This is a genomic window from Microvirga aerilata, from assembly GCF_016743775.1.
In the GTDB taxonomy this organism is placed as follows: Bacteria; Pseudomonadota; Alphaproteobacteria; order Rhizobiales; family Beijerinckiaceae; genus Microvirga; species Microvirga aerilata.
Map to the genome: position 1 here is coordinate 1 of NZ_JAEQMY010000041.1, position 24,198 is coordinate 24,198.

Below are 24,198 nucleotides of genomic sequence, written 5' to 3' on the forward strand. Positions count from 1 at the left end.
CGCCTATCCCTGTACGCAGAACAAAGCCTTATCGTTCAGCAGATTAAGGATGGCCGGTAAGGAGGGTAAAACAAGCATCCCATTGTGATAGTAATCCCAATGGATATTCTCTGCTTCGAAAGAGAAATAGGGCCAATTTGTAACCGCCAGCGTCCGACGATGCCTTACGTCGCAGGAACGGCTCAAATCCACCGCACGTTAAACTGACAGCCAAGGAGAGAGCTATGGTTGACAAAGATCGTGTTGATGGTTCCGCCAAGAACATCGGCGGTAAACTCAAGGAAGGCGTCGGCAACGTGACCGGCGATTCCAAGATGCAGACAGAAGGCAAGGCGGATCAAGCTGAGGGCAAGATTCAGAACGCCATCGGCGGCATCAAGGATTCGATCAAGGACGCCTTCAAGAAGGACTGAGGAACGGGCTATGCGTCCCTCACCCACCTCAAGCAGTTTCCGGTGGGTCACACCAAGATCGACCGGAGCTTTGTGCAGTACCTTGAGCACGACCCTAATGATGCGGCTATCGTTGCGGCGGTGATTGGCCTCGGAAGAAGCCTGAAGCTCCAAATTACAGCGGAGGGCGTTGAGACGGTTGGACAGGCGCAGCCGTTGCAGGAGATGGGCTGCGAACACGCGCGGGGCTTCTACTTTGCGCAGTCTGTTGCTGGTTCTCACGTACCGGGCCTGATTCCAAGGTCGGGGGAAGCAAGGCAGCATAGGACAGCCTGAAGGCGAGTTCCGCCTCCAGGCTGTCCTCATGAGATTGCGGAATCTGAAGGAGTATGTGGCGACCGTGGCGAAGGGACGAGGGACTACGTAGCCTCAGTCCTCCTTCGCGGTATACGGCAACAGGCGCACGAAAACGTCGTGAACTCTCTGGTAGCATTCACATGAGACCTCTCTGAGAGCAGTCGGGTCTGTGATGGTGATGCCGCCCCTGCCTTGCCTGACCCACCCTGCGGCCTGAAACCTCTTCATGATGGCACTGATGGTCGAGCGTTGGGTTCCCAAACGCTCTGCCCAGAACTCATGGGTTAGGGGGATCATCCCTTGATCGACGCGATGGCTCGTGCTCAGGATCAGGCGAGCACAACGGGCCTCCACACTATGGATTGCGTTACAGGCGACGTTCTGGAGAACCCGTGCCATCTGAGCCTCCATGAAGTGGCGCATCTGGCGCTGAATGGCGGGACGGGTGCTGACCACCTCGTGCATCTTGGCGATCTTGATCCGTGAAGCCGTGCCAGTAATTTGCACGACATAGCGTCCGAAAGCCTGATTGGTGACCGCTGCTCCGGTGAGACCTGTGACGCCTTCGCTGCCAAAAACCGACATCTCGGCAGAGCGACCGTCGTGCATGACGGCCATCAGCGAGATGATGATGTTATGCGGAAAGTAGGCGTAGGGAAGGGGCTGGCCCGTCTCGCAGAGCACCTGACCCTGCTGCAAGTTCACGATCTCCAGGTGCGGCTTCAGACAGGCAAAGTCTTCCGGCTCCAGAGCAGCCAAAAGTTTGTTGGCTCGATGCCCCTGCACTGGCCCTGCACACAGCATATCGGTAGAATACATTTATTTAGTCTGCCCCTTATCGCTCTCTATTCTTATGAAGCGTAGCTAAAAGCAAGCATTCTGCTGGTGAGGCACCCTGACGCAGAAAGTTTACATCTCAACCAATCTTGATGCCGCTGAAAGTTCTGGACGAAAGGCATGGGTTATGTGTCGCATTATGCTGAACCCACCCTACGGACCTTGAGGATAGGCCGCGATCAGCGCGATTGGAGTCGCCATACGGGTAAGATCAAAGTTAACATCATCTCGTTTTAGATGCTGGCACAGGTACCCCACGCCACCCAATACCTGCCCTGGTTTACTTCATACCGGCGGGCTCATATGCTTGGCAGTGCTTTTTCAGGATAATATTCAGGCTTCCCCCTTATGTCAGTACCCATGTCCGAGAGTCGCTCCCCGTCATGGACAGAGGCTGATCGTCTCGCTGCTCTCAGGAGCTTTCAAGTTCTCGACACTGAGCCGGAAGCAGCCTTCGACGAGATTACCGCTTCCGCCGCCCACATCTGTAACGCGCCGATGGCACTCGTGTCCTTGGTGGATGATGTCAGGCACTGGTTCAAGTGCGAGATCGGAGTTGGAGCGCGGGAAATCCCGCGCGGCATCGGCATCTGCGGACATACTATTCTGCAATCCGGTGTCTTTGTCGTTCCCGACACCACGAGGGACTCGCGTTTTGCCGATAATCCGCTCGTCACCGGCAAACCCAATCTGCGCTTCTATGCCGGTGCGCCACTGGTCACCGATGACGGACTGCCGCTCGGGACTCTCTGTGTTCTCGATGACAAGCCTCGCCCTGAGGGGCTGACGCCCGAGCAGTTAACCGCCTTGCTTGATCTTGCTCGTGCGGTGATGGCCCAACTCAAGCTCAGGCAAGCCGAAAAGGCTCACGAGGAGAATGAGGCACGGCTCAAGCGCATCATCGATGCTGTGCCCCACATCGTGTGGTCGGCGCTGCCCGATGGCCGCAATGATTTCCACAATCAACGCTGGTACGAGTTCTCAGGTCTGCCTTTAGGCTCAGGGTTGGGCGACAACTGGCGCGAAGCCCTCCACCCCGAGGATCGGGAGCGAACCTGGGCCGAATGGCAGCACTCCCTCGCAACAGGTGAGCCGTCTGAGACGGAATATCGTCTGCGCCACCATTCCGGCGAGTACCGGTGGGCTTTGGGACGAGCGGTCCCACTCCGCAACGAGCAGGGCGACATCGAGCGCTGGCTCGGCACTGCGACAGACATTGACGCAGCCAAGCGGACGGAGGTCGCACTGGCCGAAAGCGAGGAGCGCTACCGGGCCTTGATCCAGGCGAGTGCTGCTATGGTCTGGCGAGCGGCACCCGATGGTTCAATCATCAAGGGCTGGGGCTGGGAGGACTTCTCCGCACAAGCACCCGAGGAGTATGAAGGTCATGGCTGGCTGAATGCTCTTCATCCCGATGATCGGGAGCGGGTCGTTACGGTCTGGCAGGAACTGCTTGAGCAACGCCGATCCGGCGCGGTGGAGTATCGCGTTCTGACAAGGGCCGGTGAGTATCGCTGGGTTGTAGCTCGCGGCGTACCGTTGAAGGCCGATGACGGCTCAGTTCGGGAATGGGTTGGCACGATCACCGACATTCATGAAGAGAAACAGTCTGAGGAGCGTCTCTGGTGGCTGGCCAACCATGATCCACTCACAGAACTGCCCAACCGCACCCTGTTCCAAGTTCGTCTGAGCAATGCTCTTGCCGAGGCAAAGCAAAACCAAACAGCCGTCTCTCTTCTGCTGATTGACCTGGATGACTTCAAGGATGTGAACGACTCCTTTGGCCATGATGCGGGCGATGCTCTGCTCAATGAAACCGCAAAGCGGCTGTCCAGAATGCTCACGGGCTGTGACACGGCTGCAAGACTCGGGGGTGACGAGTTCGCGGTTCTGCTGACAGACCCGTCCTTGCTTGATCAAGGGGAGGCGTTTGCCGAGAGCCTGATCAAGAGCCTCAACCAACCGGTGTTTTCCTATGCAGGCCAAAGCATCGCCACCAGGGCAAGCATTGGCATGGCGCTGTACCCGGACCATGCCACGGAGCATGCGGAATTGCTGAAGGATGCGGACATCGCCCTCTACCGGTCCAAGGCTGCGGGACGCAATCGCGTGACGCTGTATGCACCGGAGATGCGAGCCGTCGCCACGCAACGGATTGCGCTCAGGCGCGAGATGCGGGAGGCGCTCTCGCAGGATCAGATCGTCCCCCACTATCAGCCGCAGGTATGCCTCGCCACGGGTGCCATTGTTGGCTTTGAGGCACTCGCTCGCTGGCACCACCCGACCCAAGGTCTTCTGACACCCGGCACCTTCGGAGCGGTTTTCGATGACGTTGAGCTTGCCGCCTTGGTGGGTCAGCGTCTGATCAGAACAATCGCGGCAGACATGCGCAACTGGCTCAACTGCGGTCTGAGCTTCGGGCGGGTCGCAGTCAATCTGTCCCATGCGGAGTTCACCCAGCCCGGTTTCGCGGATGGCTTCCTGCGCGCTCTCGATGAGGCACAAGTTCCCGCTGAGCATGTCGAGATCGAGATTACCGAGAAGGTGTTGCTGGATGGACATTTTGATGCGGTCTCATCCGCTCTGGAGACCTTCCGCAAGCACGGCATCAAGGTGGCACTGGACGATTTCGGCACCGGCTATGCATCTCTTACGCACCTCAAGCGGTTTCCGGTTGATCATCTCAAGATTGACCGGAGTTTTGTGCAGGACCTGGAGCAAGACCCTGATGATGCAGCCATCATCGCGGCGGTGATTGGCCTTGGCAGAAGCCTGAAGCTCCAGATCACAGCGGAAGGGGTGGAGACGACCGGCCAAGCCCAGTGGCTGCGGGAGATGGGGTGCCAGTATGCGCAAGGCTACTACTTTTCACAGCCTGTCGCTGGTTCCGACGTACCGGGTATAATTTCGAGATGGGGACGCAAGGTGGCATAAGAGAGCCTGAGTGCGACTTCCGCCTCCAGGTTCTCCTGATCAGGTCATGATCCTGAAGGACTGCGTGACGACCCTGGAGTACACAAGCCTCCCACATCGCTGGCACAGATTGTGGAGCACGGATCGCTGACAGGGCTCGCTCTTGGCCTTCAACTTATCCTGTAATGCAATCAGGTGCTGAGCGTAGGGTTCGCGCTGTTCGCTGTGCTGCACCAGCAGCTTTTCCAGCAAGTGATACTGGAGGGTAGCATCTAAGTTGCTTCTGCTGAGTTCATTGCACTTACACTCATAGGCGAGATCGATGTCGATCAGGAATGTGATGAGCCGTCCGTCAGTTCGTGGATCAGTCTTATGACTGCTGTCATCTGGTAGGGCTTTTTGACAAATCGAGCATCGGTAGCCACGCCCGAGAACCCGGACGGCAATGCCCCAGAGGTGACAATCACCGAAATGTTCGGGTGCAACGTCTGGGCGATTTGAGCAAGGTCGAACCCGTTGAGATGTCCCGGCGTGGTTACGTCCGTGAATACCACACCGATGTCATCCTTGGCTTGAAGGATGGTTATGGCGTAATCGGCGGTAGGAGCCTCGATGACCTCGAAGCCTTCATGTTCCAGAAATTCCACCGCCACCGCTCTCACTGCCGGTTCATCCTCGACCACGAGGATCAGTTTCCGTTCAGAGGGTACGCTGAGGTCGGACATGGGGACGGGGTCATAGGGTAGCTCCTCCTAAAGGTCAAAGCTGACCATTGGTGATGGACGTACAGGTCTCAACCAGGGCTCGGATCAGCCGCATGAGCGCTTGGTGCTCGGGTCCGTAAGCCGTGCTTGCAGCGGACTCTCAATCCCAACTTGGCCAATGGGGTCAATCCTCTTTCCGCGCCACTCGCCTCCCTCACCTGACCATAATGGGTTGACCTTCGACGTGACCTTTTGGTTCTCGAGATGGCGAACGACCTGAACGAAGTGAGGGCGGAAGACATCTCATCGCTGACGAGCAAACGCGAAGTCAGATTACCGGCTGAACGGACGTGAAGCCGATTACGTCGAGCGAAGCGAGATCGAACGTCGAAGACGAGTGATTGCACGTCGAGGACTTGGGACCGAAGGGAGCAAGGTCGCAGACGCGGGAGAGTTCTTCAAATCTCATTATAATTACATCTTACGCATTATAGATTATCGATTGTAGATTTTTATTAAGTAAGCTAAACAAGAAGACTCTCCTGAAGCCACTGCGAGAACATCCTGTACACGCATCTTGCGCAATGCTTTGCGGAGGCATGAGCATACTGCATATCAGCCATGCTCCAAAAATATAGGTAATATGAAGGGTGGCTTGTTATTTATTAATAGGCGGTGAAAAATATAGTTTCAACGCTAAAGCTTAAATCGCTGGCCAGACTACTGGTCAGAGGCATTAATTTAACGAACTTTTATATTGGGACTAACTTATTCCGTGACTAATATCTTTGATGTGCTGGAGAGACAGCTACAAAATCTTGAGGGAGGCAATTCGTCTTCTTCCACCAACAACACGTCCGATCCTCTATCTGGTCTAAACGGCATTCCGTCTGTAGCCGAGATCACCGTGGCCACCTTCAACCACTACGATAACGGCAAGGATCACAAAACCAAGTGGTCTTCGTCTCGGTTCACCATGAACCTTCAGTTCTTCACGCAGACGGAAGCGTTCACGCCGAGGGAACCGTTGGCTGCATGGAAGGGCACGGTCCAACTTCTCGATCCAGGGTTCTGGATCAGCTACGTCGATGTGAAACATGAAGAGGGTAAGATCGACGCCGACACGTATGCCTACCTAAAGGCCGCGTATCGCAAGACCATGGACGAGTACCCCGATAATGCCCTGATCGGCACCTTTACGGACAAGAGTTGCGGCACGAACTACTCATGGCCCTACTTCCTGCGGTTCTACTACGACCGGTTCGAGGAACCGAACCTTGAAGTCTGGCTGGATGAGATGCTTCCCAAGATCGATGTGTGGGAAACCGTAAAGACGGTTCCCGGTAAGCCGCTACCCATCATCCGTTCTCGATACAATCCCCACAACCTCTGGAAGCCCGGTCGTCCCATGGGTGGCAAGGGGAGGAAGCACTGATCATGAGCAAGCAATTGATTGAAGCCATTCTGGCATTGAAAGATCGCGTTGACGTTGTCGAACAGAACACTGCGTCCATAAATCAGATCAACCAGGAGAACCTCACCACACTCGTCGAGGGCCTGACAATCTTGGTGAGACGGCTTGAAGCTGTCGAATCCAAGGTGGATCAGTTGACGGCTCCGGTCATCGTGGACAACGATGGTGTCATCAGCGAAGTCGCTGGTGCTTTGAGAACGGAGTTCAACACCTTGAAGGCCAACATCACGAAGGAGGTGGACACCCTAAAGGGTTGGTTCCACACTCATCTTAACGATCATGAGATCAATGGTGGTCGGACGAAGATGCTGTCTGGTGCTGAATTGACCAAGTTCCTCGATGGAGATCAGCCATAAGCCTTTCAGCATCCTTCACCAGCTTCGTGAACTTGTGGCCGGTGGAAATTTGCGTTTGGTAGTCGCCGACTCGGACCCGCACATGGAATGGTCGAAGCAAGCTCCAGTGGCACGAGCACTTCGCTCACGAAGGTGACCTTCAGAGCCTGAGGGAAATCGGGGCTTATCAGCCCCGACTTTCGTTCTTGGCCTAAACACGGGAATGAACAAGATGATTAGGCGTAGGTTGTGACGCGTCAGGTAATGACCCTGTATGACTGCATTGGATTGCCCCCGTTTATAGACGCTGCCCGAACCTTCACCTCACGCTCCTTTTCAGTTCCGCGCCAGATTACCCGAACGTGAGCCCGACGCTCGTGCGCACGTTTTGTAGGTCCGCCTTCCCCCTGCGTGGTCATCCTTGCGCCCTCGGCCAGGAGTAAGGCGCGATTGATCTTTACTATGCACGGTGCATCGAGTTTCTTCTGTCCAAGCCTCCTGTTGCGATTGTAGACATCAACGCTGAAGCTCCGTTTCGCGCTTGTCTCGACAACTTTCGAAGATGAGGTGATGAGCATCGTTGCAACAATCACATCTCCAACGAGTTTGTCAGTGCGACTTTTCAATGTTTCGATTGCCCCGTTCGACCATTTGGGGCGAGGGATGCTGTAGACATAGGTAGTTGTTCCATCTGGGCATAGACAGAACGAGGCGGCATCAATCAACCAGGATCGAAACGGCTCATTAAGAGCCTCTTGACGAATAAAGACTGTGCCCTCGATGCCAGCCCCCGACTGTTGGAGGAGAGCGCAGTAAGTCCGCTCGAAATCCAACTCATCTTCGACGCAGTGATAAAGATAAGAGCATATCTCCTGTGGGAGAAAGAGGTCTCTCTTAGCCAACCGCCTCTGGCCCTCCTCCAAGTAACGGGAATACGCATCCCGCCCGATCCCATCGGTGTGCCAGCGGTCGAAAAGGGAGCCTAAGTCATAGTTGGGGCGCTCAAACACGAATGGTGGTCTCTCGGGATCGCCAACAATCGTTTGGCCGATCCACCGTCCACCCACGATGTGAGAGCCCGCTTCGAATCCGGTAATAGGACGGACCGCACCACGCTTCGCGGCCTTTACAAGATCAAGGTAGCTGCGGCTCATGACATCACCTTGCGGCCATACTCCATGGCGGTATGCAAACGAGGTGCTTTCATCGTGGGCTTCAAGCATTTTCCATCAAGGTTCATAGAACAGTCCATAAATTCATAGTTAAGCGTATAGGGCAAAGATCGCTGGCGACGGGAACGAGTGGTATTTCCCAGTTGCGGTGGCAGCAGCAATAACCAAAATTTCGGATCACAGATTGATCTGGATCAATGATTTTCCACTTTCCATGCTTTGGAAGCTCTGGAACTCATTTTGAATTTGCTGGCGAAACTCCAGACCTCTCGTGAATCGCTCCTTCTGTGAGATCGATTTTCCGATCAATTCGGATGACCCCGCTGGAGCCGAGGCACTCCAGTCGAGAATATCCAAAGAACCCTCGTTCGCAAAAAATGTGCTGTTGGCCGAACGCTGACCTCTTCTTGCTAAGGGATAGCCATCCTGATTGTCATTATTCTTGCGAGGTGCCCTGTGGGGCAGACATGCCCTCTCCTGCGAGGGTAAATTTCTATCATTTTAATTTAGGTGATCCGGCCACACCTCCCGTATGTTGAGCACAGGTAGGAAGGCTCCTGCCCTTAAACAGGCCACCCGTAGAGGTGGGTACCGGTCAGATCAGAATACGGAGTGCAACCCCGGTACGCTCCAAAAGTAATTTCTAATGAATACGGTTACGACTGGAAATTGCCCGGTCCAAGATGAAAACGAAAAGCTCGACTTCCTGATGCGTCTTGCTGAGACCCTTGCTCGCTCTCTGGCACAAGAGGATAACGAACGGGATGCAACCCCAATCGAGGCTACATCAGCCAAAAGGGAGTGGCTCTGATGGTGAAGCCTGTCGCAATAGCGGTATATGCAAGGCATTCGACTGACCAACAGTCGCCACGTTCTGTCGAAGATCAGATCACATACTGTATCGCAGCCGCAGAACGGACCCATCCGGGCTGCAAGATCGTCAGGACCTACAAGGACAGTGCCGTATCCGGTGCGAGCTTGGACCGCCGTGAGGTCCAGGCCATGCTCCGCGATGCTCGAAAGGGTGTTTTCGAAATTGTCTACTTCGAGGACCTGACCCGCTTCAGCCGTGAAATGGCAGATGCCACTACCGTGAAGAGAGAGTTCGACTTCCTGGGCTTGGAAATGTGGGAAGCGAATGGCGGCAAGCTCGATACCATGCGCACTGGGGTTCAATCGCTGTTCGGCCAGTTGTTTCGGGAAGAAACCGCACGGAAGGTTTACCGGGGTATGAAGCCCCGCGCCCAAGAAGGCTTGTACATGGGAGGAAGGCCATATGGCTATAAGCCTCTCATAGAAGAAACGCGGAACATCGATGACAAAGGCAAGCTGAAGATCGAGGAGGACGAAGCTAAGATCGTCGTTCGCATTTTCGAGGAACGAGCACAGGGAAAGAGCCCTCGCCTTATTGCGGCTGGCCTCAACTGGGAAAATATCCCCTCACCCCGTGGTGGGAAATGGAACGCATCGACGATTAACGGTCAGAAGGGACGCGGCATCGGCATATTCCACAACGAGCTTTATGTAGGCCGCTACCGCTGGAACAAATTGAAGTTCAAGAAGCCACCTGGGTCGAACAAGCGGATATCGGTCTCTAAGGATGAGGCGGAACACGTGATCGTGGACGTGCCGGAATACCGCATCGTAGAGCAAGTTCTTTGGGACAATGTACAGGCGATCATCGGCGAGAGCGGCGCTACCCATATGTCGCATCGACGGACCCCTCCGCGTCTTCTCTCCCAACTGCTCAAGTGCCCCGCCTGTGGCGGTGGCATGTCTTCATACGGAGTTGAGAAAAAGACAGGTAAAATCCGCGTGGGGTGCTCGACCCATAAGGAAAGCCGCTCCTGCTCTGATCCGCGCACGTTCTATCTGGAGTGGATCGAAGAGACCGTCGTGGAAACCCTTAAGAAGGGATTGGCAGAACCGGCAGTCATTCAACGCGCCATTAAGGCATACGAGGATGAGCGTCGTCGTGTTGCGGCTGAGGCTATTGACGAGAAAGCATCCGTTGAGAAGCGAATTGCTGATCTATCGCGCAAGATCACTCGATTGAATCAGATGCTTATTGCTGAGATCGGCGACGAAGAGGAGAATAGCCGTGCAGTGAAGGAGGCCGCGACTGAAAAGCGTAACCTTGAGGTGAGGCTTGAAGTCCTGAAGCAGGAAACACCAGACAATGTCGTGAAGCTCCGCTCCTCAGCCGTTGAACGTTATCTGAGTGCAATTCAGGGTCTTCGTAAGGCTATCGAGAGCCGTGCCTTGGCTGGAGACCTTGGCCCAGCGATGGTTATTCGCGAATTTATCGACTCTGTGTACGTCCACGGTGAGAAAGACAGCAAGCCAAAGTGGGTTGAGGTGAAAGGACGGTTGGCTCGGCTATTCGATCACTCGGCTCAGCTTCAGAGCTTCCCGATGGAAGCTTGCATCAATTCATCATGGGGGAAAGGTGGTAGCGGAGGAGGGATTTGAACCCCCGACACAAGGATTATGATTCCTCTGCTCTGACCAACTGAGCTACTCCGCCCCAGGCAACGGGGCAAACCCCGTGTCAGGCAAGCGCGATATAGGGAAGATTGCCCCCAGGTGTCAAGAAAGACACGCGGTTAAGCCGCACATTTGTGACAGGGCTGTTTCGGAGGCTGTTCAGGGGGGCAGGCCTCGCCCTTGCCGACGCCTCGGTCCTGTCAGAATGGCTATGGCTGCTGCAGGCCCTCAGCCCTTGGGCTTCATGCGCCAGAGCTGGAAGCCCTCGGTCGAAACAGCCTGCTCGATGGCTCGGCGCGAAAACTTGTGCGGCGGAGCCTCGCGGGAGTTCAGCGTTCCGGTCAGGCCCCACGGCGCGTACTTCGCGGGAAGCTTGGTGCCGGACTCGTCGCCCGCGAAGGCATGCAGATCGTCCTTGGCCTGGGAGGTGAACATGAAAAGGCGCATGGCAGTGACTTTCAGTGGGAACAGAGGTCGCGCTCGACCACAAATAGGGCTCGCCCGGCGGAAGTCACCTCGGTGGGGCTTGAGGGACGGCTGAGGCAGCACACGACGGCGTCGCATACGCCTGGGACGCGGATGGGCGCACCGAGGCGCCCTGCTCCTGTGGGACAACCTGAACGCTGTCCGCCGATCGGCCGCCGGAGCTGCGGCCTCGTGCGATCCCGAAGAAGCCTCCGTCAGGCCCGCTTCTTGATTCTCATCAGCTTGAAGAAGCCGCTGGGAAAGAGGGGCTTCAACTCGACCACGTCCATGCGTCCCGTGCCTTTCGCCCAAGCCTCGACCCGGGCAGCCTTGAAGGCCGAGCTCCACCCGATGGCTTTGGCAACGGGGGAAGCGAGCTCTTCAAGCTTCGCGATGGGGCCGGCGGGCTGCCCCCAGTGGTTGGCAAGCACGATCTCGCCGCCCGGCTTGAGCACGCGCATGAACTCTTCGAGAGCGGTCTCGGGTTCCGGCACGAGGGTGATGATGAACTGGGCCGTGACCGCATCGAAGGTCTCGTCGGGAAAGCCCAAGCGGGTGACATCCATCACCTGCAGGCTTTTCACATGGGTGAGGCCGCGCCTGTCGACCTTTTCCTGCGCCCGGCGGAGCATGTCCTCGGACAGGTCGACCCCATAAACCTCCGCATGTCCCGGATAGTAGCCGAGAGACAAGCCCGTGCCGACGCCAGCCTCGAGAATCCTGGGGCCGCAGGCGACGGCGGCATTCACGGCGGCGCGGGCTGCCGGTTCGGTCAACTTGTCGTAGACGAGGTCATAGATCGGAGCCCAACGCGCATAAGCCTTGCGCATCAGGACCGTGGTCGCTCCATCCGTCATAAGGGATCCCTAGGTGAGTGCCTCAAGCCGCAGCGGGCGCAGCTTCGGCAACAGTGCGAGCAATGGTGCCCCCGCCAAGCACGCGGGCCCGGGGAGCATCGCTTTCATAGATGACACAAGCTTGGCCGGGAGACACCCCATCTTCGGCAGATAACAGCTCGACCGTAGTGGCGGTTCCTGTGGACCGTAAGGTGGCGGGACGGGGCTCGCGGGTCGAGCGGACCCGGACGGCAACCTCCATGCCCTTCTCGCCCAAGGCCTCGAGCGGAACATCGCCGAGCCAGTTCATGTCCGTGACGCGGATGAGGCGGGTCGCCAGGGCCTCCCGGGGCCCCACCACCACGCGGGCCTCCTTGGCCTCCAGGCGCACGACGTAGAGCGGCTCGCCGACCGAAAGGCCGAGCCCCTTCCGCTGGCCGACCGTGTAGTGGATGATGCCCTCGTGCCGGCCGAGCACGCGGCCGTCCACGTGAACGATCTCGCCGCCCCGCACGGCCCCGGGCTTCAGCCGCTCGATCACGTCGCTGTAGCGGCCTTGCGTGACGAAGCAGATGTCCTGGCTGTCGGCCTTCTCCGCCACGTTGAGCCCGAACTCGCGCGCAAGCTCGCGGGTCTTCTCCTTGGGCAGCTCGCCTAAGGGGAAGCGCAGGAGGTCCAGCTGCTCCGGGGTGGTGGCATAAAGGAAATAGCTCTGGTCCCGGTCCGGATCGGCGGCCCGGTGCAGGGCGCGGCGCCCGTCGGGCAAAGCCCGGCTCGCCACGTAATGGCCCGTGGCCAGCACATCCGCGCCCAGCTCCCGGGCGGTCTCCAGGAGATCGCGGAACTTGATGGAGCGGTTGCACTCGACGCAAGGAATCGGTGTCTCGCCGTCCAGATAGCTCTGGGTGAAGCGGTCGATCACGGCCTCGCGGAAGCGGGCCTCGTAGTCGAGCACGTAATGCGGGATGCCGATGAGTTCGGCCACCCGGCGGGCATCGTAGATGTCCTGGCCGGCGCAGCAGGCTCCCTTGCGGTGGGCGGCGGCGCCATGATCGTAGAGCTGGAGCGTGATCCCGATGACGTCGTAGCCCTCGCGCTTGAGCAGGGCCGCGACCACGGACGAGTCCACGCCGCCCGACATGGCAACGACCACGCGGGTCTTGGAAGGGTCGTGGGGCAGATCGAGTGAGTTGAGCATCATTCCATCCAGAGGCGCCGTTCAAGGCGGCGCACAGGAGGGGCCAAAGCCCTTCTATAGCGATTGCAACCACATTCTTCCAGAGAAACCGCGTTGCAATAAGCCGGCATTAACGATTACGGCCAAATCTGGGCACGCTCGTAACCGCCTGAAGGGGCTTAGGAAAACATTAAGCCCCGTCGCGTAGGTTGAGCCCACTAAAGGTCGTTGAATTTTTGTGTGAGCGTATCATGACCGAACCCCACCGCCCAAGGGTCAAGTATGTCATTGGGCCTGATGGCAGTCCCTTGACGATTGCCGACCTGCCTCCCTCCAGCACCCGCCGCTGGGTCATCCGCCGCAAGGCCGAAGTTGTTGCCGCCGTTCGCGGCGGACTTCTCAGCCTTGAGGAAGCCTGCCAGCGCTACACGCTGACCACTGAGGAGTTCCTGAGCTGGCAGCTGTCCATCGACCAGCATGGCTTGGCTGGCCTTCGCACCACCCGGATCCAGCAATACCGGCAGTAATGATCGGCATGGGCTGAACGAAGAGGCGCTGCTCCACGAGCCAGCGCCTTTTTTCGTTGCGGCCTCAAAATCCAACCGGCAGACGTGGCCGTTAAGACCCTGCTAACCATAAGATGGGCATATATCCCTGAATCACTTCCCCACAGGCAGGTTCATATCGTGCTCGGCACCCAGAATCGTTTGGAACAGCAGGATTCGAACCGGGCAAGCGCAGACCCGTCCCTGCCGGCGGCAGCCGAGCCGGTCACCGCCGCATCCCGATTTGCCCTGGTCGGCCGCACCATCGCCGAGATGGAGCGCCACCTCATCCTGGACACCCTCGCCTCCTGCTTCGGCAACAGGACCCACGCGGCCAGGATCCTCGGCATCTCGATCCGCACCCTGCGCAACAAGCTGAACGAATACGGGGAGGCCGGCATTGCCGTGCCGGAGCCGGGGCAGAAGCCTGCCATCGCCTGATGGACGGGCACCGGGCGCCTGGGTCCGGCCGGAACACGTCCTAGTCCGTGGAGGACAGAGGCGGCGGAGGCACCGAGCCGTCGCCGGTGCCGATCCGGCCGCGCCAGGCCTGCGCCAGCCGCGCGCGCTCGAACATCAGCACGACCACGAGCGAAAGCCCGAACGGGATGAGAAGATAGAACAACCGGAAGATGATGAGCGCGGCGAGCACATCGGCTTTCGGAATATCGGGCATGGCGGTGAGGAACACGAGCTCGAACACCCCGAGCCCCCCTGGGGCATGGCTGACCAGCGCCGCCGAGAAGGAAGCCAGGAAGACGGCGAGCACGATGATGAAGCTGGGCTCGAGGTGGGACGGCAGCACGAAGTAGATGATGCCGGCGGCTCCCAGCAGCTCGAGCGGCGCGGCGATCAGCTGCCGCACCATGACGGCAGGACGCGGATACTCCAGCTTGGCCTTGCGGATGACGAGCGGCGGCAGGTGCAGAACGGAGCCGATCACATAAAGGGCGACGAAGCCGAGCAACAGGAAGCCGACGACGCGGGCTGTGGCCGGATTGGTCAGCATGGTGGGCAGAAGGTCTTCGAGCCGGTGCAGAAGGGTCGGGTCCAGCACGAGGACGACGCCGCCGAGCAGAATGGTCCCGAGCCCGAAGGTGAAGGAGCACAGGGCGACCAGCACGGCGATCTGGGGGGCGCTCAGGCCCTTCGACGTATAAGCCCGGTAGCGAACGACGGCACCCGAGAACACGGACGCGCCGATGTTGTGGGACAGGGCATAGGTGGTGAACGACGTGACGGACACGAACAGCCAGGAGATGTGGCGCACCCCCAGATGAAGCAGCGCGATCCGGTCGTACCAGGCCAGGGCGGCATAAGCGACCAAGGTGGAGAGCCCTGCCAGGGCATAGCGGTGGGCGGGAACGGCGGTCAGGCTGTCCCAGACGTCGTCGAGGGACATGCCGCGAAGCTCGCGATAAAGAAGCCAGCCGGACACGATGACTGCCAGAAGCCCGACGAGGGGCCAAATGAACTCACGCACATTCTTCATCGAGCCGGCAGAACTCCCTTACTGCTCCTTCTGTGCCTACAATCCCCTTGTTCTGCAAGGGGGATATGGCCCGTTTCAGCATGACATAAGGTCCAAGACGAACAAGGTTGCAAACGACGGCAAGGGAGGCGTGCGCAGGCGCGCGGCCCCCCGGGCCCCGGGCCCTGCAAAGGAGGGTGACGGCGCGGGACAATAGGCTTATCAGGTGGCCTCCCCTGCCGCGGGACGGTCAGCTCCCCTACGGCACCCGGAAGGCCAGATATGACAGCAGAATCATCCGTGATGCTCAATCTCGATGGCTACACGAACGTGCCGCCGGGCAAGATCGCCACGGTCGTCACCTACCTGGAAATGCTGGAGCGGCCATCCGCTCCCCCGGTCCAGAAGCCGGACGCCTGGACGCTCCAGCGCATCGATGAGGATCGCCGGCGCTATCGAGCCCTGTTTCGCCAGGTTGGCGAGCCGTGGCTCTGGTTCAGCCGCGCCGTCATGCCCGATGACAAACTGGCCGGCATCCTTAACGACCCCCGGGTTGAGGCCTATGCCCTGCGCGACGGCACGTCGGACGTGGGCCTGCTGGAACTGGATTTCCGTTCCGGCGACGAGGTCGAGCTTGCCTTTTTCGGTCTCGTGCCGGGGCATATTGGACGGGGCGCCGGCCGCTTCCTGATGAACGAAGCGATCGGCCGCGCCTTCGCCCGCCCGATCAGGCGGCTGTTCGTTCACACCTGCACGCTCGATTCCCCCGGAGCCCTCCCGTTCTACATCCGCTCGGGATTCACGCCTTACCGGCGCGACATCGAGGTGGTGGACGACCCTCGGCTCCTCGGCCTTTTCCCGTTGGAGGCGGCTCCTCACATTCCGGTCCTTGTGCCGGCCGGAAACGAAAAAGGCGCATCCTGACGGACGCGCCTTTCGAAACTTGGCGGTACGGCCCGATCAGGCTGAGGCGCGCACGGCGCGGGACTGGCCTGTCTGGCTGATGGCGGCATCCAGGGAGCGCTCCCGGTCTTCCAGGCTCTCGGCCTTTTTCAGTTCCTCGAAGGCCTCGCCGAGCTCCGCCTTCGCATCGTCGAGCTGAATGTGAAGATTCTCGGCCGAGAGGCGAAGGTTGTCCCGCCGCTGGGCCGCAGCGCGCGCATAGGTTGGATAGGCAAAGTGGTTCGGGTCGGCGATGCCGGCCTTTTGCTCCTCCGCCGCGATCTCCCGGTCAAGGTCAGCCGCCATGCGGTCGAACTCGGCGATCATCATCTCGATCTGCGCCACCCTGCGACGTTTCTCGTCGACCTGAAAGCGTTTGAGGCGGATGAGCGTATCCCGCGACTTCATCTTGATTCAACTCCACACGTCGCTGTTTCACTTCATCTCACGGATCGCTCAGTTATCCGCCAGACGTGAGACACCATCGCCGATGGAAGTTGACCCTTCCTTACCGGCTGCGACAAAAAAATCCGGCGCTGTTCAGCCTCTCGACACATTCCGTCGATCAACTCGTCCACAGCCCGGCCTCGTAAACCTTTCGTTTACCGATTTCGTTAACACTGGCTTGGTCACGGGCGCGGCTTCATCCGATCCGCCTCCGGATGCAGACCAAACGCTTTGCTTGCAAGCTTTTCGGTTATTGTGAGGCCGTTCCGTATGGTGACCCAAAATCCACAGGATATTGGCTTTGTTCAGACGATTGGCTTGCCAAGGTCGTTAAGAGCTTGCGTCAGAGAATCAGGGTTTGTTAACCATTCTGTATTAGCGTTTCGAATCAGTTCAAAAGAGCATCCGTCGCAGGCCCTGCGGCGGATGGGCAGCCTTCCGCTGTTCGCACGCTCAAGGGCAAGGGCTGGGGATTGAACATGCGCGTACTTCTGATCGAAGACGACAGCGCGACTGCGCAAAGCATCGAGCTGATGCTGAAGTCCGAGAACTTCAATATCTATACGACGGACCTCGGCGAAGAGGGCATCGACCTCGGCAAACTCTACGATTACGACATCATCCTTCTCGATCTGAACCTGCCCGACATGTCGGGCTACGAGGTTCTGCGGACGCTGCGCGTCGCGAAGGTGAAGACGCCGATCCTGATCCTCTCCGGCATGGCCGGCATCGAGGACAAGGTGAAGGGCCTCGGCTTCGGCGCCGACGATTATCTCACCAAGCCGTTCCACAAGGACGAGATGGTGGCCCGCATCCACGCGATCGTCCGCCGCTCGAAGGGCCATGCCCAGTCGGTGATCACCACCGGCGACCTGATCGTGAACCTCGACACCAAGACCGTCGAGGTCGGCGGCGCCCGGGTTCACCTGACCGGCAAGGAATACCAGATGCTGGAGCTCCTCTCCCTTCGCAAGGGCACGACGCTCACGAAGGAGATGTTCCTCAATCATCTCTATGGCGGCATGGACGAGCCGGAGCTGAAGATCATCGACGTCTTCATCTGCAAGCTGCGCAAGAAGCTCGCCAACGCCTCGCAGGGCCGCAACTACATCGAAACCGTCTGGGGCCGCGGCTACGTGCTGCGCGAGCCCACCGAGGCGGAGGAGCGCATCGCGATCTGACGCGAGCGACCATGGAATGAAAAGAGCCCGGCACCGCGACCGGGCTTTTTCATTGCCGCCGGGTGGAGGTTCCCATGAAATCGATTCTGCTGTCGTGGCAATTCTGGGCCCTGCTCTCGGCCGGTTGCGCGGCCCTCACGGCAGTCTTCGCCAAGATCGGCATCGAACAGATCAACTCCGATTTCGCGACGTTCATCCGGACCATCGTGATCCTGCTCGTGCTCGGAGCCATCCTGATCGGCAGCCGGCAATGGCAGCCTCTGACATCCGTCTCGGGCCGCACCTACTTCTTCCTGATTCTCTCCGGCCTTGCCACGGGCGCATCCTGGCTCTGCTACTTCCGGGCCCTGAAGCTCGGCGACGCCGCACGGGTCGCCCCGCTCGACAAGCTCAGCGTCGTGCTCGTTGCTTTGTTCGGCGTTTTCTTCCTCGGAGAGAAGCTGGCGACGCCGAACTGGATCGGCATCGCGCTGATTTCAGCAGGCGCAGTTCTCGTCGCCTACAAGGCGTAAGAGCCGGAGGGTCTCCTAGACCCGCATCAACGCAACTCCGCAGGTGATCAGGCAAGCCGCGACGATCCGCCCGGCGCTGGCCCGTTCCTTAAGGAAAACGACAGCGATCAATAAAGCGAAGAGCACACTCGTCTCGCGCAAAGCCGCCACCAGGGCAATGGGAGCTTGCGTGAAAGCCCAAACCGCAATCCAGTAGGAAGCAAGGGACATCACTCCCGCAGCCGCACCGCTTCGCCAATCCGATTTCAGTTTGGCAAAAGCCTTCTTCCCTCGCGATAACAAAGCAAAACTACAGGTGAAGATGCCGTCGACAACGGTTGCGATCAGGATGAAACCTGATGCGGCCTCCGAGAGCCTTGCCCCTATCCCGTCGATGAGGGTGTACGATGCCGTGCATCCCGCCGTGGCAAGGGCATAGCCCAACGCCTTTGGCGACATAGCCTCCGCGGCGCCACTCCTCAAAGTCATCAGGCACACGCCTGGCCCGATGGCAGCGATCGCCAGGATCTTAGGACCCGCTATGGCCTCCCCAAGGATCAGGATACTGGCGCCTGCTACGAGCAGGGGAGCGGATCCGCGAGCGATCGGGTAGATCTGGGAAAGCTCACCATGCTCATAGGCACGGATCAAGGTGAGCTTGTAGCAGGTATGGACAAGGCCCGATGCCAGAATCCAAGGCCAAGATGCGGCACTCGGCCAAGGAAAGAAGGGCAACAGAACGCAGCTTAAACCCATCTGCGCCAGCACGATCACCAGAAGCGAGGAGAAGCGATCAAGGCCGACTTTCACCAGCCCATTCCAGCCCGCGTGCATGAATGCGGCCAATAGAACTGCGCCGAAAACGCTCAAGTCCATCTTCAATCTCTCACAGACCGGTGTCTCTCGGCAGGGCTCAAGTTCGCCCGTTCGCTCATGTACCCTTGTTTCACTGAACTAAGCGGCTGATAATCGAGATTATCGAACAAACGATGTGCGCTTTTCTCACATGCCGCGACGCCGCCTCCCTTCCCTGAATGCCTTGATCGCCTTTGAGGCCGCTGCGAGGCTCGGGCGTATGACGTTGGCGGCTGATGAACTTGCCGTCACCCACGGAGCGATCAGCCGGCATGTCCGGCAACTGGAGGAGAAACTGGGCGTTCGCCTTTTCGAAGGTCCGAAGAACGCCCTGCGCCTGACGGATGCCGGGCGAGCACTGCTGCCTCACCTGACCTTGGGACTTGATCACATCGAGGCGGGGGTACGGACCATTGCGGATGAAGGAGAGGGCACCCTCGACGTGTCCTGCACCGGCACCTTCAGCATGCGCTGGCTCATCCCGCGCCTTTATCGCTTTCAGGACGCCCATCCCGGTATCGACGTCAGGCTATCGGCTTCTTACGCGCCGGTCGACTTCTCACGTGAGCGGTACGAGATCGCCATCAGGCTTGCGGAGCATCCCCTCCCGCCGGACGCCCCTGTAACGACCCTCTTTGCGGAATATGTCGGTCCTGTCCTCTCGCCAGCATTGGCCGCTCGTCTCGATCTCACGCAGCCGGAGCACCTCGAACGGGCTCCGCTCCTGCATACGATCACGCGCCGGCACGCCTGGGAGGATTGGGCGGCTCGAACCGGACACCTCACAAACTCAGGCTTGGTCGGAACAGAGTATGAGCACTTCTACTATATGCTGGAGGCAGCCACGGCAGGCCTAGGGGTGTGCATCGCCCCATGGCCGTTCGTCATCGACGACATTCAGGCGAAGCGCCTGGTCGCACCCTTCGGGTTTGTTCCCAACGGGCTCGATTATGTTGCGGTGCGCCAGCCCGGTCGCCATCGCAAGGCACAGGCCTTTTGCGATTGGCTGGCTCATGAGGCGGCAAGGACGCCTATGCCACAGCAGCCTTGATCGTCACCTCGTCGCCTTCGATGCTGAAGGCCATCGTCATGTTCGAGGCGCGGGCCACCATGCCGGCATAATAGATCTGGATGCCGTGGGCATCGACCGTGCCGCTCTCAGAGTCTCCCGCCAAAAGGGCCTCGGAATGCGCCGGGATGCGGGCGTTGAGGCCCTTCGACACGATGGTGAACGCACAGGCCTCCGCATCACCCGTGACGGTGACCGAAATCGAGCCGCCCCGCGGGATGGCGGTGGTGGCGATCATGATCAGGTTGAGGAGGAGCTTCACCCGGTTCTTCGGAAACAGGAGCCGGGGCGCCGACCAGGAGAAGGTGATCTTGTCGTCGAGGAAAAGGCCGCGGGCCACCTGCTCGGCATCGCCGAGGTCGATGGAGGCGCCGGCCGATCCGGCCGCCCCAAAGGCCAAGCGGGCAAACTGCAGGCGCGCCGAGGCCTGTCTGGCGCTCTTCTGGATCAGGTCGAGGGCGAAGTCGCGCATGGAGGAGTCGCTGTCGTCCTCCAGCACTTCCAGGCCGTTGACGATTGCACCCACCGGCGAGATCACGTCATGGCAGACGCGCGAGCAGAGGAGAGCGGCGAGGTCGAGCGAATCGAGCGAGATCGTGGCCATGGGGGCTCCGGAGGCACCGTAACGTCAGCTGTTTGTTCATGAAATCGAGGTTTCGACGCGCATGAGTACAGCCAAACAGGAAAGAGAACGTGAACCGGGATACCCGGCAACGAGTTCTTTGGAAAGCGGGCAAAAAGAGATCGACAGCCCTTGAGGGAACAGGCACAAAGCTATGATGCGTTTCGATGGTCAGGCTCCCGACGAGATTGCCTTGAGGCTCGCCCAGATCGCCTTGGAGGCAGGACGGGTCCTGCGCACCATGGAAAGCGCGCTGATCGACAAGCGCATCAAGGATGACGGAACCCCCACGACCGCAGCCGATCTGGCGGCGGAGGCGTTGATCATCCAGCGCTTGAACGAGGCCTGGGACGGAGTTCCGGTGGTGGCCGAGGAAACCTCGAGCACCGTGCAGCCGGACGATTACTTCTTCCTCGTCGATCCCCTGGACGGGACGGGCGACTTCATTCACGGCACCGGCGAATACAGCGTCAACATCGCCCTCATCCGTGGGCAGAGGCCCGTGGCCGCCGTGGTGGCCGCCCCTGCCATGGGGTCCATCTGGATCGCGGGAGACACCGCCCGGAGGGGATCGCTCCCCAGCGGGCAGGACACCGACTTCGCCTGGCAGGACACAAGGGTCAGGCCCGCCCCGGAAGCGGACCTTGTGGCGCTGGTCAGCCGCCGCCATGGGGACATCGCCACGGAAGCCTGCCTGTCGGTTCTGTCGATCGGCACGAGGCGCATGACCTCGTCCGCCCTCAAATTCTGCCTCATCGCCTCAGGCGAAGCCGACGTGTATGTCCGCTGCGGCCCGACCATGGAGTGGGACACCGCCGCAGGGGACCATATTCTCTGCCGCGCCGGCGGCAGCGTGGTCGGTCCGGGCGGGGTTCCCCTGACCTACGGGCACGAGGACCGCGGCTATCGGAACGGCCCCTTCGCGGCCATCGGTGACACGGCGCTCGCGCCCAAGCTCGACCTTCCCGTCGCAGCCTCGGTGGCCTAGAGGCCCCTCAAATCGCCAAGCGTCCCGATTTCAACTGAACGCCGCAGGGAGGGTCCTTCCATGCGAGATGGCAGAACATGCCGCTCATCTTCCAGAAAGCACCACCCGTACAGAGATTGTTAGGGTTGATGACCGTAAAGTTCGAACCTCGATAGAAGCCTTTCGGCCCAAGACGGCCGGATTGTCCCCTGTCTCATGCGAGGAGATAGCCCATGCGCTCCCGATCCAGGTTTCTTGCGGCTGCAGCTTTTGCCGCTCTTCTCGGCGCCCTGCCCCTGCCGGCATCCGCCCAGACCGTCCAGCGCGCCTACGCGACCAATCCCGGCAGCCCGGACTCGTTCAATTCCAACGAATTGGTCGAATCGGGCCATCAGTTCTTCGGCTCCGCCTCCCGCGGCCTTGCCCTTGCCATGCAGGAGGCGATCCGCCGGTGGGGCGAGCCCAACGGCTACATTCTCGGCCAGGAGGCGTCCGGCGCCTTCTTCGGCGGGCTGCGCTACGGCGAGGGCAAGCTGTTTACCCGCAATGCAGGCGATCGCCGGATCTTCTGGCAGGGTCCGTCCGTCGGCTTCGACGTAGGCGGCGAAGGCGCCCGCACGATGATGCTGGTCTACAACATGCCCTTCACCGATGCCCTCTATAAGCGCTTCGTGGGCCTCGACGGATCGGCCTATTTCATCGGGGGCTTCGGCGTGACGGCCGCAGCGGCGGACGAAATGATCGTCGTTCCGATCAGGGCCGGCGTGGGCGCCCGCCTCGGGGTGAACGTGGGCTACCTGAAGTTTACGCCCGAGCCGACCTGGAATCCGTTCTAGGCCCCTGCCAAAAGCCCGGGGCGTTTCCGGGCCAGTGGAAACGCTCCGCAAATGCGCTACAAAGGGCGGTCTGGAGCAACACGGCTCCGGAAAGCTGCGCAGGCACAAGGCAAGGTGCTTGAGCGTTACCGGTCAAGCACCTTGGAGTTGGCGTCCGCGTGGTCCAATCCGTCATGATCTTTGCGCTGGGGTTCGTCGCAGCAACCCTCATCGCGCTTCTCATCATTCCAGCCATCAATGCCCGGGCGGAGCGCCTTGCCCGCCGCCGGGCCGAGGCGCTTTTTCCCATGTCGATCTCGGAATTGACGGCGGAGAAGGACCATCTGCGCGCCGAGTTCGCCGTGCTGCAGCGGCGGATCGAGCGCAAGGCCGAGGAAGCCCTGGCGTTCAAGCACGAGAGCATGGAAGAGCTCGGCCGGCGGGCCATCCGCATCGAAGCCCTGGAGGCAACCCTGGCCGAGCGGGACCGGACGGTCTCCCAGCTCGAGAGAGCCTTGGCCGACACCCAGACCCGCCTGGCGGCGACCGATGAGGACCTGGCACAGACGAAGACCTTCCTGTCCGGCACCCGCGAGACCCTGACGGCCCTCGAGAATGCTCACCGGGCAACCCTGAACGAGTTGTCCAACACCCGCATGGAGCTGGAGCTGACCCAGCACGACCGCTCCAAGACGAAGACGGAGCTTCTTCATGCGGAGGAAAAGCTCCTCCGCCTGGAGACGGAACATGCGGATGCGGAACGACGCCTCATGGCGGCCTTGAGCGATCTCGACGCCAAGCGCATCACCATCTCGGATCTCGAGACCCGGCTGATGACCCAGACCGCCCGGGGCAACGATTTCGAGCGGGCTCTGGGCGAGCGCCACAACGAACTGTCGGACGAACGCCTGCGTCTGGCGGAGCTGGCCAGGAGCCTTGCCGCCGAGCAGGAGCGCGGCCTGATCCTGGAGCAACGCATCCGCGAGATCGAAAGCGAGCGCGACGAGGCGCAAACCCGCCTCACCGGCCTGGAAAGCTCCGAGGGTCAGAACGACGAGCTGCGCCGCCAGATTTCCGAGGTGGCCGCCCAGATCATGACCAGCGGCAATGACCGTTCCCAGAGCGGCAAGCCTCGCGAGACCAATGCCTCCCGCGACAGCAACGGCCCCCGCGAGAACAACAAGTCCCGCGAGGGCAAGCGGCGCAGGTCGGCGGGGAAGTAAGGCTCAGCCCCCCTCCCACCGTTCACGGGATCATTTCGGATCGATCTGCTGATTTCCGCCCGCGCTGCCCGGCGGCCGGATGACCGGGGTCGTGCCGGGGTTCGGCACCGGAGCCGGCACGGTGATGTCCGGCGTTGCGGTCTCCGGCGGACGGATCACGCCGTCGGTCTGTTCAAGCTTTTCACTCAAGGTCCTGGTCGAGCCCGTCTCGGCGGGCCCGTTGGTCCCCGACAGGTTGCTGTCGGGCTCCACCTTCTCGGCGGGCATCTGGCTCGGCGCGGGCATGTTCGGGGCCTGCTGGTTCAGCACCCCGGGATTCTGCGCCAGGGCAGCCGTGCTAAGGCCGGCTGCCAGGATCGTGGATAGGACGAGCACTCGCGTCATGGGTCGCTCCTTTGGGAAGGCAACGGACGACCATGGG

At 59.9% G+C, this 24,198-nt stretch carries 25 protein-coding genes, 1 tRNA gene and 1 pseudogene; 15 read left to right on the top strand and 12 right to left on the bottom strand.

The features are described from left to right. The first annotated feature begins 224 nt into the window (after nucleotides 1-224). Nucleotides 225-413 (top strand): CsbD family protein, encoded by a 189-nt coding sequence (locus JKG68_RS20880; protein ID WP_202063291.1) that lies wholly within the window; start codon nucleotides 225-227, stop codon nucleotides 411-413. 12 nt (nucleotides 414-425) lie between these two features. Continuing rightward, nucleotides 426-728 (top strand): annotated as a pseudogene (locus tag JKG68_RS34775) (EAL domain-containing protein); the annotation flags it as partial. Between the two features lie 93 nt (nucleotides 729-821). On the opposite strand, the gene JKG68_RS20890 reads toward JKG68_RS34775, so the two are convergent. Next, nucleotides 822-1,568, bottom strand: a complete 747-nt coding sequence (locus tag JKG68_RS20890; protein WP_246515683.1) for a Crp/Fnr family transcriptional regulator — start codon at nucleotides 1,566-1,568, stop codon at nucleotides 822-824. Nucleotides 1,569-1,946: 378 nt separating this feature from the next. Here JKG68_RS20890 and JKG68_RS20895 point away from each other — a divergent pair, with 378 nt between their 5' ends. Beyond that, complete coding sequence (locus tag JKG68_RS20895) at nucleotides 1,947-4,520, top strand: sensor domain-containing phosphodiesterase (RefSeq protein ID WP_202063293.1); 2,574 nt, start codon at nucleotides 1,947-1,949, stop codon at nucleotides 4,518-4,520. Between the two features lie 308 nt (nucleotides 4,521-4,828). Here JKG68_RS20895 and JKG68_RS20900 read toward each other — a convergent pair whose 3' ends face one another. Beyond that, nucleotides 4,829-5,224, bottom strand: a complete 396-nt coding sequence (locus tag JKG68_RS20900) for a response regulator (protein ID WP_202063294.1) — start codon at nucleotides 5,222-5,224, stop codon at nucleotides 4,829-4,831. Between the two features lie 754 nt (nucleotides 5,225-5,978). Here JKG68_RS20900 and JKG68_RS20905 point away from each other — a divergent pair. Further along, entirely contained in the window at nucleotides 5,979-6,638 is a 660-nt protein-coding gene (locus JKG68_RS20905; RefSeq protein ID WP_202063295.1) for a hypothetical protein, read from the top strand. Nucleotides 6,639-6,640: 2 nt separating this feature from the next. Beyond that, on the top strand, nucleotides 6,641-7,033 hold the full coding sequence (locus JKG68_RS20910; RefSeq protein WP_202063296.1) for a hypothetical protein: 393 nt from the start codon (nucleotides 6,641-6,643) through the stop codon (nucleotides 7,031-7,033). A 236-nt stretch (nucleotides 7,034-7,269) separates the two neighbouring features. Here the strand turns inward: JKG68_RS20910 and JKG68_RS20915 are convergent, their stop codons facing one another. Continuing rightward, nucleotides 7,270-8,166, bottom strand: a complete 897-nt coding sequence (locus JKG68_RS20915) for an AcrVA2 family anti-CRISPR protein (protein ID WP_202063297.1) — start codon at nucleotides 8,164-8,166, stop codon at nucleotides 7,270-7,272. 828 nt (nucleotides 8,167-8,994) lie between these two features. Between JKG68_RS20915 and JKG68_RS20920 the strand changes: the two genes are divergently transcribed. Further along, a complete protein-coding gene (locus JKG68_RS20920; protein WP_202063298.1) occupies nucleotides 8,995-10,656 on the top strand; it encodes a recombinase family protein in 1,662 nt (553 codons plus the stop codon). On the opposite strand, the gene JKG68_RS20925 is transcribed toward JKG68_RS20920, so the two are convergent. The 4 genes from JKG68_RS20925 to mnmA all read right to left on the bottom strand — a co-directional run bounded on the left by JKG68_RS20925 (nucleotide 10,635) and on the right by mnmA (nucleotide 13,170). Beyond that, nucleotides 10,635-10,711 (bottom strand) — tRNA-Met (locus JKG68_RS20925). The two genes, JKG68_RS20920 and JKG68_RS20925, sit on opposite strands and share 22 nt — an antisense overlap. Before the next feature lie 188 nt (nucleotides 10,712-10,899). After that, a complete protein-coding gene (locus tag JKG68_RS20930; RefSeq protein WP_202063299.1) occupies nucleotides 10,900-11,118 on the bottom strand; it encodes a hypothetical protein in 219 nt (72 codons plus the stop codon). Nucleotides 11,119-11,351: 233 nt separating this feature from the next. Then, nucleotides 11,352-11,993, bottom strand: a complete 642-nt coding sequence (locus JKG68_RS20935; protein WP_202063300.1) for a class I SAM-dependent methyltransferase — start codon at nucleotides 11,991-11,993, stop codon at nucleotides 11,352-11,354. A gap of 22 nt (nucleotides 11,994-12,015) precedes the next feature. Beyond that, the gene (mnmA, locus tag JKG68_RS20940) at nucleotides 12,016-13,170 is read right to left on the bottom strand and encodes a tRNA 2-thiouridine(34) synthase MnmA (protein ID WP_202063337.1); all 1,155 of its coding nucleotides are present in this window, start codon (nucleotides 13,168-13,170) and stop codon (nucleotides 12,016-12,018) included. Nucleotides 13,171-13,400: 230 nt separating this feature from the next. Here mnmA and sciP point away from each other — a divergent pair, with 230 nt between their 5' ends. Together sciP and JKG68_RS20950 are read left to right on the top strand one after the other, a co-directional pair. Continuing rightward, nucleotides 13,401-13,676, top strand: coding sequence for a CtrA inhibitor SciP (gene sciP, locus JKG68_RS20945; RefSeq protein WP_114187418.1), 276 nt, complete (start codon nucleotides 13,401-13,403; stop codon nucleotides 13,674-13,676). A 159-nt stretch (nucleotides 13,677-13,835) separates the two neighbouring features. After that, nucleotides 13,836-14,135 carry a helix-turn-helix domain-containing protein gene (locus JKG68_RS20950; RefSeq protein WP_376773180.1) on the top strand — a complete coding sequence of 100 codons (300 nt, stop codon included), beginning with the start codon at nucleotides 13,836-13,838 and terminating at the stop codon, nucleotides 14,133-14,135. Nucleotides 14,136-14,175: 40 nt separating this feature from the next. Here JKG68_RS20950 and JKG68_RS20955 read toward each other — a convergent pair whose 3' ends face one another. Continuing rightward, on the bottom strand, nucleotides 14,176-15,186 hold the full coding sequence (locus JKG68_RS20955) for a lysylphosphatidylglycerol synthase domain-containing protein (RefSeq protein ID WP_202063301.1): 1,011 nt from the start codon (nucleotides 15,184-15,186) through the stop codon (nucleotides 14,176-14,178). Nucleotides 15,187-15,447: 261 nt separating this feature from the next. Between JKG68_RS20955 and JKG68_RS20960 the strand changes: the two genes are divergently transcribed. Then, nucleotides 15,448-16,089 (top strand): GNAT family N-acetyltransferase, encoded by a 642-nt coding sequence (locus JKG68_RS20960; protein ID WP_202063302.1) that lies wholly within the window; start codon nucleotides 15,448-15,450, stop codon nucleotides 16,087-16,089. Nucleotides 16,090-16,125: 36 nt separating this feature from the next. Here the strand turns inward: JKG68_RS20960 and JKG68_RS20965 are convergent, their stop codons facing one another. Continuing rightward, on the bottom strand, nucleotides 16,126-16,515 hold the full coding sequence (locus tag JKG68_RS20965) for a flagellar export protein FliJ (RefSeq protein WP_202063303.1): 390 nt from the start codon (nucleotides 16,513-16,515) through the stop codon (nucleotides 16,126-16,128). A gap of 518 nt (nucleotides 16,516-17,033) precedes the next feature. Between JKG68_RS20965 and ctrA the strand changes: the two genes are divergently transcribed. Both ctrA and JKG68_RS20975 read left to right on the top strand, forming a co-directional pair. Continuing rightward, nucleotides 17,034-17,735, top strand: coding sequence for a response regulator transcription factor CtrA (gene ctrA / locus JKG68_RS20970; protein ID WP_036356746.1), 702 nt, complete (start codon nucleotides 17,034-17,036; stop codon nucleotides 17,733-17,735). A 74-nt stretch (nucleotides 17,736-17,809) separates the two neighbouring features. Beyond that, on the top strand, nucleotides 17,810-18,247 hold the full coding sequence (locus JKG68_RS20975; protein ID WP_202063304.1) for an EamA family transporter: 438 nt from the start codon (nucleotides 17,810-17,812) through the stop codon (nucleotides 18,245-18,247). Nucleotides 18,248-18,262: 15 nt separating this feature from the next. On the opposite strand, the gene JKG68_RS20980 is transcribed toward JKG68_RS20975, so the two are convergent. After that, a complete protein-coding gene (locus JKG68_RS20980; RefSeq protein ID WP_202063305.1) occupies nucleotides 18,263-19,102 on the bottom strand; it encodes an EamA family transporter in 840 nt (279 codons plus the stop codon). A gap of 130 nt (nucleotides 19,103-19,232) precedes the next feature. Between JKG68_RS20980 and JKG68_RS20985 the strand changes: the two genes are divergently transcribed. Next, on the top strand, nucleotides 19,233-20,132 hold the full coding sequence (locus tag JKG68_RS20985; protein WP_202063306.1) for a LysR substrate-binding domain-containing protein: 900 nt from the start codon (nucleotides 19,233-19,235) through the stop codon (nucleotides 20,130-20,132). Here JKG68_RS20985 and chpT read toward each other — a convergent pair. Further along, nucleotides 20,113-20,754 carry a histidine phosphotransferase ChpT gene (gene chpT / locus JKG68_RS20990; protein WP_202063307.1) on the bottom strand — a complete coding sequence of 214 codons (642 nt, stop codon included), beginning with the start codon at nucleotides 20,752-20,754 and terminating at the stop codon, nucleotides 20,113-20,115. The two genes, JKG68_RS20985 and chpT, sit on opposite strands and share 20 nt — an antisense overlap. Before the next feature lie 172 nt (nucleotides 20,755-20,926). Here chpT and JKG68_RS20995 point away from each other — a divergent pair, with 172 nt between their 5' ends. The 3 genes from JKG68_RS20995 (at nucleotide 20,927) to JKG68_RS21005 (ending at nucleotide 23,777) form a co-directional block, all read left to right on the top strand. Further along, complete coding sequence (locus JKG68_RS20995) at nucleotides 20,927-21,760, top strand: 3'(2'),5'-bisphosphate nucleotidase CysQ family protein (protein WP_202063308.1); 834 nt, start codon at nucleotides 20,927-20,929, stop codon at nucleotides 21,758-21,760. A 212-nt stretch (nucleotides 21,761-21,972) separates the two neighbouring features. Then, nucleotides 21,973-22,575, top strand: coding sequence for a DUF1134 domain-containing protein (locus JKG68_RS21000; protein WP_202063309.1), 603 nt, complete (start codon nucleotides 21,973-21,975; stop codon nucleotides 22,573-22,575). A gap of 158 nt (nucleotides 22,576-22,733) precedes the next feature. After that, entirely contained in the window at nucleotides 22,734-23,777 is a 1,044-nt protein-coding gene (locus JKG68_RS21005; protein ID WP_202063310.1) for a coiled-coil domain-containing protein, read from the top strand. 30 nt (nucleotides 23,778-23,807) lie between these two features. Here the strand turns inward: JKG68_RS21005 and JKG68_RS21010 are convergent, their stop codons facing one another. Beyond that, nucleotides 23,808-24,161 (bottom strand): hypothetical protein, encoded by a 354-nt coding sequence (locus JKG68_RS21010; protein WP_202063311.1) that lies wholly within the window; start codon nucleotides 24,159-24,161, stop codon nucleotides 23,808-23,810. Nucleotides 24,162-24,198 lie beyond the last annotated feature (37 nt).

Excerpts from the sequence above, each read along its gene's own strand:
- JKG68_RS20955 (WP_202063301.1), bottom strand. The coding sequence starts at position 15,186 with ATGAAGAATGTGCGTGAGTTCATTTGGCCCCTCGTCGGGCTTCTGGCA.
- JKG68_RS20915 (WP_202063297.1), bottom strand. The coding sequence starts at position 8,166 with ATGAGCCGCAGCTACCTTGATCTTGTAAAGGCCGCGAAGCGTGGTGCG.
- JKG68_RS21000 (WP_202063309.1), top strand. The coding sequence starts at position 21,973 with ATGCGCTCCCGATCCAGGTTTCTTGCGGCTGCAGCTTTTGCCGCTCTT.
- JKG68_RS20880 (WP_202063291.1), top strand. The coding sequence starts at position 225 with ATGGTTGACAAAGATCGTGTTGATGGTTCCGCCAAGAACATCGGCGGT.
- JKG68_RS20975 (WP_202063304.1), top strand. The coding sequence starts at position 17,810 with ATGAAATCGATTCTGCTGTCGTGGCAATTCTGGGCCCTGCTCTCGGCC.
- JKG68_RS20960 (WP_202063302.1), top strand. The coding sequence starts at position 15,448 with ATGACAGCAGAATCATCCGTGATGCTCAATCTCGATGGCTACACGAAC.
- JKG68_RS20920 (WP_202063298.1), top strand. The coding sequence starts at position 8,995 with ATGGTGAAGCCTGTCGCAATAGCGGTATATGCAAGGCATTCGACTGAC.
- JKG68_RS21010 (WP_202063311.1), bottom strand. The coding sequence starts at position 24,161 with ATGACGCGAGTGCTCGTCCTATCCACGATCCTGGCAGCCGGCCTTAGC.
- JKG68_RS20900 (WP_202063294.1), bottom strand. The coding sequence starts at position 5,224 with ATGTCCGACCTCAGCGTACCCTCTGAACGGAAACTGATCCTCGTGGTC.
- JKG68_RS20895 (WP_202063293.1), top strand. The coding sequence starts at position 1,947 with ATGTCCGAGAGTCGCTCCCCGTCATGGACAGAGGCTGATCGTCTCGCT.
- JKG68_RS20910 (WP_202063296.1), top strand. The coding sequence starts at position 6,641 with ATGAGCAAGCAATTGATTGAAGCCATTCTGGCATTGAAAGATCGCGTT.
- JKG68_RS20890 (WP_246515683.1), bottom strand. The coding sequence starts at position 1,568 with ATGTATTCTACCGATATGCTGTGTGCAGGGCCAGTGCAGGGGCATCGA.
- JKG68_RS20935 (WP_202063300.1), bottom strand. The coding sequence starts at position 11,993 with ATGACGGATGGAGCGACCACGGTCCTGATGCGCAAGGCTTATGCGCGT.
- JKG68_RS20930 (WP_202063299.1), bottom strand. The coding sequence starts at position 11,118 with ATGCGCCTTTTCATGTTCACCTCCCAGGCCAAGGACGATCTGCATGCC.
- JKG68_RS20980 (WP_202063305.1), bottom strand. The coding sequence starts at position 19,102 with ATGGACTTGAGCGTTTTCGGCGCAGTTCTATTGGCCGCATTCATGCAC.
- ctrA (WP_036356746.1), top strand. The coding sequence starts at position 17,034 with ATGCGCGTACTTCTGATCGAAGACGACAGCGCGACTGCGCAAAGCATC.
- JKG68_RS20965 (WP_202063303.1), bottom strand. The coding sequence starts at position 16,515 with ATGAAGTCGCGGGATACGCTCATCCGCCTCAAACGCTTTCAGGTCGAC.
- mnmA (WP_202063337.1), bottom strand. The coding sequence starts at position 13,170 with ATGCTCAACTCACTCGATCTGCCCCACGACCCTTCCAAGACCCGCGTG.
- JKG68_RS20985 (WP_202063306.1), top strand. The coding sequence starts at position 19,233 with ATGCCGCGACGCCGCCTCCCTTCCCTGAATGCCTTGATCGCCTTTGAG.
- sciP (WP_114187418.1), top strand. The coding sequence starts at position 13,401 with ATGACCGAACCCCACCGCCCAAGGGTCAAGTATGTCATTGGGCCTGAT.
- chpT (WP_202063307.1), bottom strand. The coding sequence starts at position 20,754 with ATGGCCACGATCTCGCTCGATTCGCTCGACCTCGCCGCTCTCCTCTGC.
- JKG68_RS20995 (WP_202063308.1), top strand. The coding sequence starts at position 20,927 with ATGATGCGTTTCGATGGTCAGGCTCCCGACGAGATTGCCTTGAGGCTC.